The organism is Streptomyces sp. NPDC058086 (genome assembly GCF_042885015.1).
Taxonomy (GTDB): domain Bacteria; phylum Actinomycetota; class Actinomycetes; order Streptomycetales; family Streptomycetaceae; genus Streptomyces.
On the sequence record NZ_JBHVST010000023.1, the window covers coordinates 29,047 to 42,963 of the forward strand.

Below are 13,917 nucleotides of genomic sequence, written 5' to 3' on the forward strand. Positions count from 1 at the left end.
GTGATGCGGAGGCCACACGCAGGAGGCGTTCCGCACCGGGTAAGGCCGAAATTAGGCAGATCAGGTGAAGGCGTCGATGGCCGTAAGTGAACGGAGGGTGAACCCCTGCGGGCGGTGCGGTGAGGTCACGGAACGCTTACGTCGAGGACACGGTGGGATCCCGATCGAGCTGACCGCATATGACCATGTGTGTACGCATATGACCGGTCGGACGGGCCCTAGGTCAGGTGAAGCACGCTCAGCAGGGCGTCAACCAGATCGGCGTCCCTGGGCTGGGTCAGACGGTCGCGGGCCGCGGCGGGGGAGAGCCACAGGACGCGGTCGACCTCGTCGTTCGGCGCGAAGCGGCCGTCCGTCGCCTCGGCCGCCCAGTAGCGGACCTCCTTGGGGCGGCCGGCGACGGGATAACGGACGGTGGGCAGGGCGGCGCCGGGCGCGGCGGTGTACCCCGTCTCCTCCTGGACCTCCCGCAGCGCCCCCGCGAGCGGTTCCTCGCCACGCTTGAGCTTGCCCTTCGGATGCGACCAGTCGTCGTACTTCGGCCGGTGGACGAGACATATCTCCAGCTCACCGCCGAATGGCGAGCGGCGCCACAGGACGCAGCCCGCCGCCCGTACGGCCTTGAAGGTGTCCTCGGTCATCTGGCCTCCCTCACGGGGTGCGCACGGTTTCCTTCTGCCAGTTCTGCTGGAACGCGAACCGTGCCGCCTCCACCTCGTGCCGCTGGTCGGCGTGGAGCACGCCGAGCGCGTACGCGGTGGCCGGGGCGATGCGCGGGGTGCGGGCCGCCGACGCGGCGGCCGCGGCCGCCTCCGCCGCGTCCCGGTGCCGGTTGAGGGCCTGACCCGCGCGGAGCAGTCGTACGTCGATGGGGGCGTCCTCCCCGTAGAGGACCTCGCACGCGTAGCGGTGCAGGCGCAGCAGCAGCCGGACCTGGTGCCAGGGCGCGTCCTGGGGATGGGGCGCGGTGTCCGCGGAGAGGCCGTGCACGAGGGCCTCGGCGTTGTACGGGTGGCCCGCGGTGACCAGCGGCAGCGCGGTGACCGCGTCGGTCAGCCGGTCCGTCGCGGCGGCGGCCAGCGGGCGCAGGTCGGCCGTGGCGGCCGCCGGGGTGAGCGGCACCTCGCTGGCGAGCACGGCGACGCTGTCCGCGACGGCGTGGAAGCGGGAGGAGCCGAGCGCCTGGAGCGCGGCCGAGTGGGCCCGGGTGCGGGCCAGCGTCAGCTGGCGGTCGAGCAGCGCGCCCGCCTTCGCGGCGCCGACGGTCAGACTGCCTTTGGCCGGCGCCCCGGTGTTCTGCGCGGCCTGTGCGGGGAGGCCGGCCGCGCCCGAGAGCCGGTTCAGCGCGCCGAGCAGCCGTTCCAGGCGGGCCGCGTAGGCGTGCTCACGGGCCAGGGTGCCCGAGAGCCATGCCAGTTCGGGCCGCATGCCCTCCGACCACTCCGCGTCGAGCAGCGGCCGGAAGGTGTGCAGGGTGCCGCTGATGCGGCGGGCCGAGCGGCGCAGGGCGCGCGCCGCGTCGACCGATTCCCCCGAGCCGTTCTCCCCCGAGCCGTTCTCTCCCGCCCGTGACACGTCTCGTGACACGTCTCGCGACTCGGCGCGCGACTCGGCGCGCGACTCCGCTCTCGGCTTCGCCCGGGCGGAGGTACCCGCGTCGGTGCCGTTCTCCCGGTGCTGTCGCAGGGAGCGGAGGAACTCCGTGGCCTGGGCCCTCAGGTAGCCCGCGAGGGCGTCTCCTGACATGGGCCCGGCCGGGGAGTCGGTGGGGGGTTCAAGGTGTTGCTGTGCCACGCCGGCGCCTCCGGGCGTCTATGAGCATCTCCTGGACGTTCCGCAGGGGCTGGCCATCCGCGTCGGTCGAGTGCCGGGTCCACTCGCCGTCCGGGCCCAGGTGCCAGGAGGCGGTGGTGTCGGACATCCCGGTCTCGAACAGCCGGTTGAGGGCTGCCCGGTGAGCCGGGTCGGTGATCCTGACCAGGGCCTCGATCCGCCGGTCCAGGTTGCGGTGCATCATGTCCGCGCTGCCGATCCAGACCTCCGGCTCGCCGCCGTTGCCGAAGGCGAAGACGCGGGAGTGTTCGAGGAAGCGGCCGAGCACGGACCGTACGCGTATGTTTTCGGACAGACCGGTGACTCCCGGCCGGACCGCGCAGATGCCACGCACCCACACGTCGACGGGCACTCCGGCCTGGGACGCGCGGTACAGCGCGTCGATGATCGCCTCGTCCACCATCGAGTTGCACTTGATGCGGACGTAGGCGGGGCGTCCGGCGGTGTGGTGCTGGACTTCCTTGTTGATCCGCGCGATCAGACCGTCGCGCAGGGACTTGGGGGCGACGAGCAGGCGGCGGTAGGTCTCGCGGCGCGAGTAGCCGGAGAGCCGGTTGAAGAGGTCGGACAGGTCCGCTCCGACCTGGGGGTCGGCGGTGAGCAGGCCGAGGTCCTCGTACAGCCGGGCGGTCTTCGGGTGGTAGTTGCCGGTGCCGACGTGGGAGTAGCGCCGGAGCGTTTCTCCCTCCTGCCGGACGACCAGCGACAGCTTGCAGTGGGTCTTCAGCCCGACCAGTCCGTACACGACATGGCAGCCCGACTCCTCCAGCTTCCGGGCCCACTTGATGTTGGCCTGTTCGTCGAAGCGCGCCTTGATCTCGACGAGGACGAGGACCTGCTTGCCGGACTCGGCGGCGTCTATCAGCGCGTCGACGATCGGTGAGTCGCCCGAGGTCCGGTACAGCGTCTGCTTGATGGCCAGCACGTCCGGGTCGGCCGCCGCCTGCTCCAGGAAGGCCTGCACGGAGGTGGAGAAGGAGTCGTACGGGTGGTGCAGCAGGACGTCGCGCTCGCGCAGGGCGGCGAATATGTCGGGCGCGGACGCCGACTCGACCTCGGCCAGGTCGCGGTGCGTTCCCGCGATGAACTTCGGGTACTTCAGCTCGGGCCGGTCGAGGGCGCCGATGCCGAAGAGGCCGGTGAGGTCCAGGGGACCCGGCAGCGGGTACACCTCCGCCTCGGAGATCTTCAGTTCCCGTACGAGGAGATCGAGGACGTACCGGTCGATGGACTCCTCGACCTCCAGGCGCACCGGCGGCCCGAAGCGGCGCCGCATGAGTTCCTTCTCCAGCGCCTGGAGCAGGTTCTCGGCGTCGTCCTCCTCGACCTCCAGGTCCTCGTTCCTGGTCAGCCGGAAGGTGTGGTGCTCCAGGACCTCCATGCCCGGGAAGAGCTCCTCCAGGTGTGCCGCGATCACGTCCTCGATGGGGACGTAGCGGTTGGGAGAGGCCTCCAGGAAGCGGGAGAGCAGCGGCGGGACCTTGACGCGCGCGAAGTGCCGGTGGCCGCTGACCGGGTTCCGTACGACGACCGCGAGGTTCAGGGACAGACCCGAGATGTACGGGAAGGGGTGCGCGGGGTCGACCGCCAGCGGGGTCAGGACCGGGAAGATCTGGTGCCGGAAGAGGGTGAAGAGGCGGGCCTGCTCCTTCTCCGTCAGTTCGCTCCAGCGGACCAGGTGGATGCCCTCCTCCGCGAGTGCGGGGGCGACGTCCTCCTGGTAGCAGGCCGCGTGCCGGGCCATGAGCTCGCGCGAGCGGGCCCAGATCATCTCCAGGACCTCGCGGGGCTGCAGGCCGGAGGCGGACTTGGTGGCCACGCCGGTCGCGATGCGGCGCTTCAGTCCGGCCACCCGGACCATGAAGAACTCGTCCAGGTTGCTGGCGAAGATCGCCAGGAAGTTCGCCCTTTCGAGCAGGGGCGTGCTCGGGTCCTCGGCGAGCTCCAGCACCCGCTCGTTGAACGCGAGCCAGCTGCGCTCGCGGTCCAGGAACCGGCCCTGCGGCAACATGATGCCGTCCTGCACCAGGTCCTCGTACGCGTCGAGGTCGGCGTCGATGTCGGGCTCGAGATCGGAGACGTTCGCCGCCACGGTGTGCGGGCGGTGCGCGGCGATGGAGCCGACGGAGGGCTGCGGGTGCTGCACCGGTGCCTGGGCGCTGGGCTGGTTCATGGACCCATTCTTCCGCGCCGGGAGCGAGACCGGCGCGTCGGAGAGCGCGAGCGGCAGCGGGGTGAGGCGGATGTTCCCGTTCCGCGTCCCCGGTACCGCCTTGCTCCCCGTCGTCGGAGAGGTCTCGTGCTCCGGTGGAGGCGACGGCTCTGGCACGGCGGGCTTCATTGCCTGAGCGTCGCAAGCCCGTCTGAATCGATGGTTACGGCGACATGACGTGCGGGATATCGGGGAGCGGCTCCCGGACGTCTACATGCCCGGGAGCGGCGTACGCCCCGCCCCCCCCGTGGGGGCGTACGCGGCCCCGGCGCGGGGGGAGTTATGAGGTGCGGCGGCGCAGCAGCCGGAAGGTGGCGGCGGTGGCCGCGGCGGTCACGGTGAGGACGATGCCGGTTTCCACCAGCTGGAGGGGCCAGAAGTGGGAGGCGGGGTGGTAGACGGAGTACCGGCCCGTGACACCGTGCTCGGTCAGGCATCGCTTGGCTTCCGCGGCCGTGCCCTCGCAGTTCCCGTACCCGGGGTCCGGGACTCGTTTCCCGTGGACGAGCACTCCGGACTCCAGCTGCCAGACGGGACCGGACTGGTCGTAGGCCGCGGCGCCGGTACGGGTGATCGTGGGCCACAGGTCCGCGCGGTACCGGTCCAGGCACTGGCTGAGCACCAGCATCACGGCGAACGAGACGCTCAGAGCGGGCAGCGAGCGCCGTAGCGCCAGACCGGCGAGTGCGCCCATGGCCAGGGCGCACAGGGCGTACGCCACCATCGCCGGGCCGCGGGCGACGAAGACGGCGGTGGCGGGCCAGTCGCCGATGACCCGGGCCGGTCTGTTCGACCAGCTCCAGCGGTACGCCGCCACGAGCACCGTGCCGCTGAGCGTGATCAGCAGTGCGGGCACGGCGAGCTTGGCGGCCAGCCAGCGCACGGGGGACACCGACTGGGTCCAGGCGAGCCACGCGGTGCCGGACTCCAGTTCACGGGCGATCAGTGCCGCGCCCGCCCAGGCGGCGACGGCGTAGAAGCAGTGGCTGAGAACGGTGGCGGTGTATCGGAGGATCGCGCTGTACTCGAGCGTGGCCGTGACGTCGCAGCTGTCGGAGTGGAGACAGTGGAAGGCCTCCGCCCGGGCGGCGTCGGCCGTGACCCCCATCGCCCACACCAGGAATGCGACGACGGCGACGACGAACGAGCCCCAGACGATCAGCGCGGTGCGGTGCACGCGTACGACGGTCCACGGCAGGCCGCCGACGGCACCCGCGGTGCTCACAGGGCGGCTCCCTTCGTGCGCGGGGCGCTGCCGGTGTCGCGCTTGAGCAGCCGGAAGGCGACGAGGAGAACGAGTGCGGTGAGGACGAGCACCAGGCCGGTCGCCATCAGCTGGAGGGGCCAGTAGTGGGACTGGGGGTGGGAGTCGGTGTAGAAGCTGACGGCGTCGAGCCGGTGGTAGAGCGTGCTGCACTCCGAGCTGTGGCTGCTGCCGCACTGCGGGTCGGGCAGCCGGGCCCCGGTCGAGGTGAGGAGACCGTTGTGGACGGTGATCCCGAGGCTGGTGGGGCCGTCGTGGGTCAGGCTGGTGACCGTCCGCACGGTCGGCCACAGGTACGGCAGGGCGAGGGCGAGGGCGGCCCGGACGCCGACCGTCCACACCACCGACACGACGAGTGCGCTCAGGGAACCGCGCAGCCTGATGCCGGCGAGCGCGCCGACGGCGAGCCCGGACAGGGCGAGGGCGACGGTGGTCGGGCCGTTGGCGTGGAAGACGAAGATGTCGGTCCATCCCTTGGCGGTGTCGATCCGGCCCTGGCTCCGCACCCACATCAGCCGGTGCAGCACCACCAGCACGCTGGTGCCGACGGTGACGAGCGCGGCCGGCACGGCCAGTTTCACCGTCAGCCAGTGGGCCGGGGAGACCGACTGGGCCCACGCGAGCTGCGCGGTGCCGGTCTCCATCTCGCGGCCGATCAGCGAGGCGCCCGCCCAGGCCGCGACGAGGAACGGCAGGAAGGTCAGCGCGAGGGAGGCGTACTGGGAGTACGACTTGTACCTGAGGATCGCGTCCTGGTCGTAGGCGCAGGTGGCCGTCGTGCAGCGGTCGTACGCCCGCCACGCCGCGGCTGCCGCATCCGTCCCCGGGCCGTACAGCCACAGCAACAGGGCCGCGAGCGCGACGAACAGACCGGCAAAGAGGTAGAGCGCCGGGCGGTGCAGCAGCAGCACCGTGCGCACCAGGCCGCGTGTGGCGGACGGGCGGCGCGTGGGCGTCGCCGTGGTGCCGGGGGCGGTCAGTGTGGTCATGCGGCGGACTCCTGGGCGGCGGTGCGGGCGGAGGCGAGGATCAGCGCGGGGGCCTCGGGGTTGCGCAGGTGCGCGAGGACCAGCTCCTCCAGGGAGGGCGTGGTGGCGCGCGCGTCGAGTCCGACGGAGAACGGGCCCTGAGGGCGGATCAGGGCGGTCAACTGGCGCCCCGTGGTGCGGGATTCGACCACGGTGTGCGGAGCGAGGTCACGGACCGGCCCGGTGGTCAGGGTGTGCGCGGCCAGCAGGTCGTCCAGGTCGCCGGCCAGTCGCACCTGGCCGCCGCCTATCAGCAGCAGGTAGTCGCAGGAGCCCTCCAGCTCGGCGACGACGTGCGAGGACATCACGACCGTCGTGCCGAACTGGGCGGCCTCGGCCATCAGGGTGCCCATCAGCTCGTGGCGGGCGAGCGGGTCGAGGTCGGCCATCGGCTCGTCCAGGAGCAGGAGTTCGGGCCGCTTGCCGAGCGCCAGGGCGAGCGCCACGCGGGTGCGCTGACCGCCGGAGAGCGTACGGACCTTGGCCTTCGGGTCCAGCCCGCCGACCTCGTACGTGATCCGCTCGGCGACCGAGGCGTCCCAGCGGGCGGGGTTGAGCTCGTGGCCCAGGCGCAGCGTCTGGGCCACCGTGAGCTGCGGGTACAGCGGCTTGTTCTGGGCGACGTACGCGATGCGTTCACGGGCGGCGGCCGGGTGGCTGCCGAGCACGGTCAGGGAGCCCTCGGTGGGGGCGAGCAGTCCGGCGGCGTGGGCCAGCAGGGTCGACTTGCCCGCGCCGTTGGGTCCGACGACGGCGCAGACGCGTCCCGCGGGGAGCCGGAAGGAGCACTCGTGCAGTGCCCAGCCCCCGCGCCGCCCGAACCGCTTGCCGAGGCCGGCCGCCTCCATGGCGGTGTCGCTCATTCTTTGTCTCCCTTGCTGAACTTTTCCAGTACGGCGGTGAAGAGCGCCGCCATGTCGTCGTGATCGAGCCCGGCCTCGCGGGCCCTGGCGGCCCAGTCGTCGAGCTCGGCGCGCAGGGGCGAGTCGGCGGGGGCGGCGCCCAGCGAGCGCTTCACGAAGGTGCCGAGGCCGCGTCTGGCCTCGACCAGGCCCTCGCGCTCCAGCTCGCGGTAGGCCTTCAGGACGGTGTTCGGATTGATCGCCGTGGCCTCCACGACCTCGCGGGCCGTGGGGAGCTTGTCGCCCGGTTCCAGCAGGCCCAGGCGCAGGGCCTGTTTGGTCTGCTGGACGATCTGGACGTAGGTGGCGACACCACTGCGCCGGTCGATGCGGTACTCGACCACTCGTACAACCACCCTTTCACTAATTGAGTAGTGAAAGGGTGGTGCAAGGGGGTGTCCGGAGTCAAGCCCGAGAATCGCGGAGGCGGGCCGGGACGTCGCGGTGGTGAGCCGGGAAGCCGCGGAGGCGGGCCGGGAAGCCGCTGAGGCGAGCCCGGAAAATTCGATGCCGGATGCGTGAACCGATCGGCGGGGCTGGTCCGATGAGGGGATGTGAGGGAAACGAGAAGCGACGGGGAGCTGCTGCGGGCCATCGCGGCGGACACGGACCGTCGCGCCTTCGAGGAGCTGTACCGGCGGTATGCGCCGTGGCTGACCGCGCGGCTGCGCGGCCGGTGCGCCGATGCCGGGGTCGTCGACGACGTCGTGCAGGAGACCTTCCTCGCCATCTGGCGCGGCACCGCGAGTTACCGGGAGGAGGGCGACGCGGCGGGCTGGCTGTGGCGCATCGGCTCGCGGCGGCTGATCGACACACTGCGCGGCGACGGCGCGCGCGGCCGGTTGCGCCAGACGCTGGCCCGCTTCCGCCACCGGCACGAGGCCTCCGCCGAGGAGCGCGTCCTCGCCGGGGTCGAACACGGCGACCTCGCGGGCGCGTTGATACGGCTCTCGCCCGAGCTGCGCGCGGTCCTCCAGGCCACGGTGATCGACGGACTCACGACCCGGGAAGCGGCCGTCCTGCTCGGCATTCCACCCGGCACGGTCAAGACGCGGGCCCTGCGGGCGCGCAAGCAGCTGCGGGAGGAGCTGGCATGAGCGGCGGAGATGACGAGGCCATCGGCGGAGACCGCCGGGACATGGGTGGGGGTGGAGAGAACATGAGCGGGTTGGACGAGGGCGCGGCCGCCTTCGGCACGCGCGGTACGGGCGGTGCATCCGGTACGGGCGGTGCATCCGGTACGGGTGGCACGGGCGGTGGCGGGATGGACCCGGCCGCCGGTCGAGGCGCGTCCGGTGCGGGTGCGAGTGACGCCGATCGGCCCGCGCCCGGCGTCGGCGGCTCCGCGGACGGGCGGTGGCACGCGGACGCCGAGGACCTCCGGGCCTATGCGCGGGGCGAGTTGGCGCCGCCCCGGCTCTGGTCCGTCGACACCCACCTCGTGGCGTGCGCGCCCTGCCGGGAGGCGCTCGCCACCGTGAGCGATCCGGTCGTCCTGGACGCCGGATGGGAGCGCCTCGACGCCGAGCTGGACGCGCCACGACCACGGCTGCTGGAGTCGCTGCTGGTGCGGATCGGCGTCGCCGACCACACGGCACGGCTGCTGGCGGCCACGCCCGTGCTGCGCCGCTCCTGGCTGGCCGCGGTCGCCCTCGTGCTCCTCATGACGGTGGTGGCGACCGACGCCGGACGGGCGGCCTCGCCCACGCTGTTCCTCGCCCTCGCCCCCCTGCTCCCGCTCGCCGGTGTCGCGCTGTCCTACGGACCGGTGCTCGACCCGACGTACGAGATGGCCGTGGTGTCACCCCTCCACGGATTCCGGCTGCTGATGATCCGCACGGTGGCCGTGCTCGCCACCGGCCTCGTTCTGAACGGCCTCGCGACCCTCGCACTCCCCGCCTACGGGTTGCGCGCGCTGGCCTGGCTGCTGCCCGCCCTCGCCCTCACCGGGACGGGGCTCGCACTGACCGCCCGCTGGGGGCCGGTCCTCCCGCCCTGCCTGGTCGGCGGAGCGTGGGTCACGCTGCTGATGGTGGCCCACGCGAAGGCCCACGGCGGCACCCTCGCGCCGTTCACGGCACTCGGCCAGGGCGTGGCCGGTGCGGTCGCGGTACTGGCCGCCGGGCTGCTCTATCTCGTGCGGGACCGGTTCGACTTCTCCCCCGCGCACACCCTCTTCGCCGACCACTCCGACTTCTCCGACAGGAGCGCCGCATGACCCCCACCGTCTCCGCCTCCGGGCTCACCCTCCGGTACGGCGGGACCGTCGCCCTCGACGACGTCTCCCTGCGCCTGAGCGAGGGCGTCACCGGGCTGCTCGGGCCCAACGGCGCCGGGAAGACCACCCTGTTGCGGGTGCTCGCCACCGCCGTGCCCGCCGACCGGGGAGCCTTCACGGTGCTCGGGCACGACCCCGGCACGTCCTCGGGCCGCCTGGACGTGCGGCGCGCGCTGGGCTATCTGCCGCAGACCCCGGCATTCCACCCGGACTTCTCGGCCTTCGAGTTCGTCGACTACGTGGCGATCCTGAAGGAGCTGACGGACCGCTCCGCCCGGCACCGGGAGGTGCGGCGCGTGCTGGAGACCGTCGACCTGTCCGACGTGCGGGGCAAGCGCATCAAGAGGCTGTCGGGCGGTATGCGCCAGCGGGTCGGGCTGGCCGCCGCGCTGGTCGGCGACCCCGGCTTCCTCGTCCTGGACGAGCCGACCGTCGGCCTGGACCCCGAACAGCGCATGCGGTTCAGGGAAATGATCGCCGAGGCAGGCGAGGGCCGCACGGTCCTGCTCTCCACCCACCAGACCGAGGACGTCGCGATGCTCTGCCACCGCGTGATCGTCATGGTCCGCGGCGGCATCCGCTTCGAAGGCACCCCGGCCGAGCTGACCGCGCGGGCGGCGGGGCGGGTGTGGAGCAGTACGGCCCGCGACCCCGGCGCGAGAGCCGGCTGGCGTATGGGCACGGGCTCCTTCCGCAATGTCGGCGACCCGCCCAAGGGCGCCGATCTCCTCGAACCAACCCTGGAGGACGGCTACTTGCTCACTCTCGACGGCGAGCCGGCGGAGGTGGCGGCATGAGCGAGCTGGTGACCCGCACGGTCGTGGAGGAGGCGGCCCCCACGGGGGTGGAGCCGCCCGCCCGGGACCTGCACTCGAACAGGACGAGGGCCGTCATCGCCCTCGCCCGCTTCGAGGCACGCGAACTGCTGATGCAGATCCCGGTACTCGTCTTCCTCCTCCTGTACGTCGCCTACACCGGCTGGGGGATGTTCAACGGCCGGGAGGGCATGGACGACTATCCGGTCCTCCATGATGTCGACCGCTCTACCCAGGGCGCCCCCCTGCTCCTCGCCCTCGTGCTGTTCGTCAGCATCAACCGCGCCGTGCTCCGCTCCCGCAGGCACGGCACCGACCAGCACTTCGACGTGCTGGTCATGGAGCCGTGGCGGCGCTCGCTGGCCCACGCCCTGTCGGCCGTGCCGTTCGCGGTCTTCACCGCGCTGGTCGTGGGGTTCGAGTTCACCTGGGCGGCCCTGAAGCCCGGCGCGGTCGGCCACGGCTCGGTCGCCGAACTGCTCGTGGGCCCGCTGTCGATACTCCTCGCCGGAGCCCTCGGCGTCCTGGTCGCACGGTCGATCCCCTTCGCGTTCGTCGTCCCGCCCTTCATCATCGGTATGTACGTCATCACGACCCTCGTGTCCGCGAGCACACAGGGCACTCACTGGGTGCGATGGCTGGCACCGGTGGTCACCGAGGAAGGCGCCCACCCGTTGCCCTCCGGCCTGCTGGGCCGCCCGGCCGCCTGGCACGTGCTGTATCTGGTGGGGCTCATCGTGCTGCTGCTGTGCCTCGCACTGCTGATCAACGGCGGTCGTACGCCCAGGATCAAGGCGATCACGGTCCTCGCCCTCGCCGCGATGGCCCAGGGCATCGCGGGGCAGGCCCCGGGTGACTCGGCCGCGCTGATCACGGCCCGCGCGAAGGCGTCCGCCACCCCGGAGAAGGTGCAGACCTGCGTCTCGCGCGAAAGGTCGATGTACTGCGCCTACCCCGAGTGGACCGGCCAGACCGCCGACTGGGCCGAGGTGGTCCAGCGCGTCCAGTCCCTCGCGGGCGGCCCGGCCGCGGCCGAGCGGCTGACCGTACGGCAGCGGGCGAACGCGAGCTACGGCCTGGAGGGCGACTCCGCGCTCGACCCGGCCAAAGCGCCAGGGGCGGTGACTGTCACCACACGATGGGGCGGCAACCGGATCCCGGAGTTCGCCGTGGGGGTGGCCTCGGTTCTGGTGACGGGGGACGAGACGTCAAGCGGCGAAGTGTGCGACGCCCGCGCGGTGATCATCATGTGGCTGGCGCTGGGCTCGGAGTCCCACCCGCTGACCGTGCTGCGCCATCTCCGTATCGACGACTCCATCAACGGCGGAGGGGTCGCCCTCGCACCCACGAACCCGGTCTCCATGAACGCCGCACAGACAGAGGTGATCAAGGAGCTGCTGCGCAAGCCCCGCTACAGCGTCATCCCCAAGGTGAAGGCCCACTGGGCGGAGCTCACCTCCCCCAAGACGACGACGGCCCAGGTGGCTGAGTTGCTGGGAGTCCCGGCGCCGACCGGCCCGGGCGCGCTGAACGTCAAGACATGCGAGGAGTGACCGTGCTCGACGACGCAGGTACGGCCGGAAGCGCGGGGAGTGCCGGAAGCACCGGGGGTGCGGAGAGCGCCGGAAGGGCGGGAACGGCGGGAACGGTGGGAAGTGGGGTGACCGGGGCCGGCATTCCGTCCCGGGGGCGCCCGTTCACCGTGGCCCGCGCCCTTCTCCGTCCCCTCTGGCGCACCCTCCCCCGGAGGGCGCTGGTGACTGGTGCCGTACTGGGGCTGCTGCTCGCCGGGATGCCGCGGCTGTTCTCCCTACGGCTCGACACGGGAGCCGGCCTCAACCTCCTGCGGGCCGCCGCGCTCACCTTCGCTCTGGGCCTGGCCTTCCTGCTGGACGATCCGGCCCGGCACATCACCGCGGCGGTGCCGACCCGGCGTCCTGTGCGGGTCGGCCTGAGGGTGGCGCTCGTCGCCCCGTCGGCCGTGCTCTGGTGGACGGCCGCGCTGTTCCTCATACCGGAGCAGGCCCGGCCGCCGGTGGGCGCCGTGACCTTGGAGGCCGCCGCCACGGCGTTGCTCGCGACGGCGGCCGCGGCGGTCATGGTGCGGTTCACCAACCGGGCCGAGCAGGGAGGCGCGGTGTGCGTCGGACTACTGGCCATGGCGGTGCTGGCACCGCTGCTGCTCCCCCACCGGTGGACGCTCTTCCCCGCTCCGTCCGACCCGCGCTGGGACGGCGCCCACCAGGCATGGGCGGTGGTCCTGGTCACGGCGGCGCTGGCCGGGGCGTGGTCCAGCGTGGAACCCCTAAGGACGTGGCGGCCCGCCGTCTTCGCTCACCGGTGACACGAAGACGCGGGCGCAGACAGCAGGGACACGGGACCGACAAGGACAGCGGACCGACAAGGACAGCGGACCGACGGGGACAGCGGACCGACGGTCAGGACTCGCTTCGGTACATCAGGTCCGTCTCGTGCGTGCGGAAGCCGAGCCGCTCGTACACGGTCATGGCCGCCTTGTTGTCGGCGTCGACGTAGAGCATGGCGGTCGGCAGACCCTGCCGGGCGAGGTGGCGGAGCCCGATCGTGGTGAGGGCGTTGCCGAGGCCGCCGCCCTGGGCGCCGGGGCGGACTCCGAGGACGTACACCTCACCGAGGCCCTCCTCGGCGTGGACCTTCGTCCAGTGGAAGCCGACGAGTTCCTCGCCGCGGAAGGCGAGGAAGAACCCGGACGGGTCGAACCACACCTCCGCCTTGCGGTCGTCCAGGTCGCGCTGGGTGAGGGAGCCCTGCTCGGGGTGGTGGGCGAAGGCCTCGGCGTTCAGGGCGAGCCAGGCCGCGTCGTCCTGGCCGGGCACGAAGGTGCGGACACGTACGCCGTCCGCGAGCTTCGGTTCGGGCAGGTCGAGGTCGGTCAACGGCCGCCGCAGCTGGCGCAGTTCGCGGAAGAGGGTGAGGCCGAGGACCTGGGCGAGATGCCGGGCTGCGGAGTGACCGCCGTGTGCCCACACGCGCAGCCGCTTGCCGGACTCGGCGAGCAGGGCCGAGCCCAGGGCCCGGCCGTGGCCGTGGCCGCGGTGCGCCGGGTGCACGACCAGTTCGGCGGCCGGGGCCTCCACCGGGTCGGTGTCCTCCAGCTGCGCGTACCCGATCAGCTCGTCGCCGAGGTTCAGCAGCAGATGGCGCACGCCCTCGCGGGCGCCGCCCTTCAGCTGGAGCCGGCCCTGCTCGGAGACCGCCTGCTGCCCGTCGGCCCGGGCGGCCTCCGCGAGCAGCCGGAGCACATCCTCGGCCTGGGCCGGGGAGAGCGCGGTGTGGGTCTCGATGGAGCGGGTGAGGGCGTGGGGCGCGGAGTCGTCGCTGGTCATGGATACGAGGGTACGGCGCGGTGTTTTGCGGACAAGGAGTTGCGCGGAGTCGATGTGGCTCGTGGCGGGGTGCGGAGGGGCTTCCGGCAGGTGGTGGTGAGGCGATGGCAACCAGTCTGTAACCCCGAACCCCCTGTTGCGCTACGCGCGTTGATTCTAAAGTGCGCGTAAAACCACGGCCGTCCTACAGCTCTCACAGCTCTTGCAGTTCTCGCAGCAC

13 protein-coding genes are annotated in these 13,917 nt (G+C 72.2%); 5 read left to right on the plus strand and 8 right to left on the minus strand.

Going from position 1 to position 13,917, the window contains the following annotated elements:
• Nucleotides 1-218: 218 nt before the first annotated feature.
• The 7 genes from ACFVWD_RS19890 to ACFVWD_RS19920 all read right to left on the minus strand — a co-directional run bounded on the left by ACFVWD_RS19890 (nucleotide 219) and on the right by ACFVWD_RS19920 (nucleotide 7,583).
• Nucleotides 219-641, minus strand: coding sequence for an NUDIX hydrolase (locus ACFVWD_RS19890; RefSeq protein ID WP_389597660.1), 423 nt, complete (start codon nucleotides 639-641; stop codon nucleotides 219-221).
• A gap of 10 nt (nucleotides 642-651) precedes the next feature.
• On the minus strand, nucleotides 652-1,794 hold the full coding sequence (locus tag ACFVWD_RS19895; protein ID WP_389597662.1) for a CHAD domain-containing protein: 1,143 nt from the start codon (nucleotides 1,792-1,794) through the stop codon (nucleotides 652-654).
• Entirely contained in the window at nucleotides 1,775-4,006 is a 2,232-nt protein-coding gene (locus ACFVWD_RS19900; protein WP_168493084.1) for an RNA degradosome polyphosphate kinase, read from the minus strand. The genes ACFVWD_RS19895 and ACFVWD_RS19900 overlap by 20 nt, the downstream gene beginning before the upstream one ends.
• Nucleotides 4,007-4,325: 319 nt before the next feature.
• Complete coding sequence (locus ACFVWD_RS19905; RefSeq protein WP_389597663.1) at nucleotides 4,326-5,270, minus strand: hypothetical protein; 945 nt, start codon at nucleotides 5,268-5,270, stop codon at nucleotides 4,326-4,328.
• Nucleotides 5,267-6,298 (minus strand): ABC transporter permease, encoded by a 1,032-nt coding sequence (locus ACFVWD_RS19910; protein WP_389597664.1) that lies wholly within the window; start codon nucleotides 6,296-6,298, stop codon nucleotides 5,267-5,269. Before ACFVWD_RS19910 ends, ACFVWD_RS19905 begins: the two co-directional genes overlap by 4 nt.
• A complete protein-coding gene (locus ACFVWD_RS19915) occupies nucleotides 6,295-7,200 on the minus strand; it encodes an ABC transporter ATP-binding protein (protein WP_389597666.1) in 906 nt (301 codons plus the stop codon). Before ACFVWD_RS19915 ends, ACFVWD_RS19910 begins: the two co-directional genes overlap by 4 nt.
• On the minus strand, nucleotides 7,197-7,583 hold the full coding sequence (locus tag ACFVWD_RS19920; protein ID WP_352044452.1) for a GntR family transcriptional regulator: 387 nt from the start codon (nucleotides 7,581-7,583) through the stop codon (nucleotides 7,197-7,199). Before ACFVWD_RS19920 ends, ACFVWD_RS19915 begins: the two co-directional genes overlap by 4 nt.
• A 210-nt stretch (nucleotides 7,584-7,793) precedes the next feature.
• Here ACFVWD_RS19920 and ACFVWD_RS19925 point away from each other — a divergent pair, with 210 nt between their 5' ends.
• The 5 genes from ACFVWD_RS19925 to ACFVWD_RS19945 all read left to right on the plus strand — a co-directional run bounded on the left by ACFVWD_RS19925 (nucleotide 7,794) and on the right by ACFVWD_RS19945 (nucleotide 12,676).
• Entirely contained in the window at nucleotides 7,794-8,336 is a 543-nt protein-coding gene (locus tag ACFVWD_RS19925) for an RNA polymerase sigma factor (RefSeq protein WP_060895010.1), read from the plus strand.
• 167 nt (nucleotides 8,337-8,503) lie between these two features.
• The gene (locus ACFVWD_RS19930; protein WP_389597781.1) at nucleotides 8,504-9,457 is read left to right on the plus strand and encodes a zf-HC2 domain-containing protein; all 954 of its coding nucleotides are present in this window, start codon (nucleotides 8,504-8,506) and stop codon (nucleotides 9,455-9,457) included.
• Entirely contained in the window at nucleotides 9,454-10,314 is an 861-nt protein-coding gene (locus ACFVWD_RS19935) for an ABC transporter ATP-binding protein (RefSeq protein WP_389597667.1), read from the plus strand. Before ACFVWD_RS19930 ends, ACFVWD_RS19935 begins: the two co-directional genes overlap by 4 nt.
• Nucleotides 10,311-11,885: an ABC transporter permease gene (locus ACFVWD_RS19940; protein WP_389597668.1), complete on the plus strand. Its 1,575-nt coding sequence runs from the start codon at nucleotides 10,311-10,313 to the stop codon at nucleotides 11,883-11,885. Before ACFVWD_RS19935 ends, ACFVWD_RS19940 begins: the two co-directional genes overlap by 4 nt.
• A 203-nt stretch (nucleotides 11,886-12,088) precedes the next feature.
• Nucleotides 12,089-12,676: an ABC transporter gene (locus tag ACFVWD_RS19945; RefSeq protein WP_389597670.1), complete on the plus strand. Its 588-nt coding sequence runs from the start codon at nucleotides 12,089-12,091 to the stop codon at nucleotides 12,674-12,676.
• Between the two features lie 94 nt (nucleotides 12,677-12,770).
• Here the strand turns inward: ACFVWD_RS19945 and mshD are convergent, their stop codons facing one another.
• Entirely contained in the window at nucleotides 12,771-13,697 is a 927-nt protein-coding gene (mshD, locus tag ACFVWD_RS19950) for a mycothiol synthase (protein WP_389597671.1), read from the minus strand.
• Nucleotides 13,698-13,917: the final 220 nt, after the last annotated feature.

Coding starts and splice junctions, on each gene's coding strand:
- ACFVWD_RS19890 (WP_389597660.1), bottom strand. CDS start 641: ATGACCGAGGACACCTTCAAGGCCGTACGGGCGGCGGGCTGCGTCCTG.
- ACFVWD_RS19900 (WP_168493084.1), bottom strand. CDS start 4,006: ATGAACCAGCCCAGCGCCCAGGCACCGGTGCAGCACCCGCAGCCCTCC.
- ACFVWD_RS19910 (WP_389597664.1), bottom strand. CDS start 6,298: ATGACCACACTGACCGCCCCCGGCACCACGGCGACGCCCACGCGCCGC.
- ACFVWD_RS19915 (WP_389597666.1), bottom strand. CDS start 7,200: ATGAGCGACACCGCCATGGAGGCGGCCGGCCTCGGCAAGCGGTTCGGG.
- ACFVWD_RS19930 (WP_389597781.1), top strand. CDS start 8,504: ATGGACCCGGCCGCCGGTCGAGGCGCGTCCGGTGCGGGTGCGAGTGAC.
- ACFVWD_RS19935 (WP_389597667.1), top strand. CDS start 9,454: ATGACCCCCACCGTCTCCGCCTCCGGGCTCACCCTCCGGTACGGCGGG.
- ACFVWD_RS19940 (WP_389597668.1), top strand. CDS start 10,311: ATGAGCGAGCTGGTGACCCGCACGGTCGTGGAGGAGGCGGCCCCCACG.
- mshD (WP_389597671.1), bottom strand. CDS start 13,697: ATGACCAGCGACGACTCCGCGCCCCACGCCCTCACCCGCTCCATCGAG.